Origin of the sequence: Gillisia xinjiangensis (genome assembly GCF_046298265.1) — a bacterium.
In the GTDB taxonomy this organism is placed as follows: Bacteria; Bacteroidota; Bacteroidia; order Flavobacteriales; family Flavobacteriaceae; genus Gillisia; species Gillisia xinjiangensis.
The window spans coordinates 1-594 of the sequence record NZ_JBKAHK010000078.1 but is presented as its reverse complement, the minus strand read 5'-3'; the positions used below and the strand labels follow the sequence as shown (position 1 = coordinate 594).

Annotated in this window: 1 protein-coding gene; it reads right to left on the bottom strand. The window is 71.0% G+C overall.

The window, feature by feature from the left end:
- The coding region (locus ACKGJN_RS16570; protein WP_409540674.1) for an OmpA family protein at nucleotides 1-594 on the bottom strand (594 nt) is incomplete at both ends.

Below are 594 nucleotides of genomic sequence, written 5' to 3'. Positions count from 1 at the left end.
ATCGACCCCTCATCGAAGCCCTGCGCCGCCTGGATCACGTCGGCCAGTTCGGTGCGTGCAGCGGGCGTCAGCTCGGCCCGGTCGAAGTCGAAGTAGACCGTGAAAGGACCGGGTGCAGCCATCGGGGCAGGCGCCGGCGGCGGGGGCGGCGGCACGGCGGCAACCGGCCGTGGCTCCAGCGCCTCCATGGCCGCGATGAACCGCTCCTGGCAGGCCGCGATGTCGTCGGGCTGGAAGTTCTCCTCCTGCTCCTGCATCCAGCAGTCGAAGGCGACCTGCGCCTCGGCCGCCGCGGAGGGATTGTTCTGGGCCGCGCCGCCGGCCAGCGCCGTCCCCAACCCCCCCCGCGCGCCGGTCAAGGTGCCGATCCTGTCGGCCGGCAGATCGCGTTCGGAGATTGCCTCCGGCGCCACGCTCTCGCCCCGGGCCGCGGCCATCGAGCGTTCGGCGAACTTGTCGGAGTCGATGTAGTCGCCCTCGTTGAACTCGGACCGCGACAATTCCAAATAGCCGGACTGCAGAGCGCGGTCGTGAGCGTTGCCCTGGGGCGCGGTCATTTCCGCCTCTCCAAAGCCGAAGCCGGCGCAGCCGGAC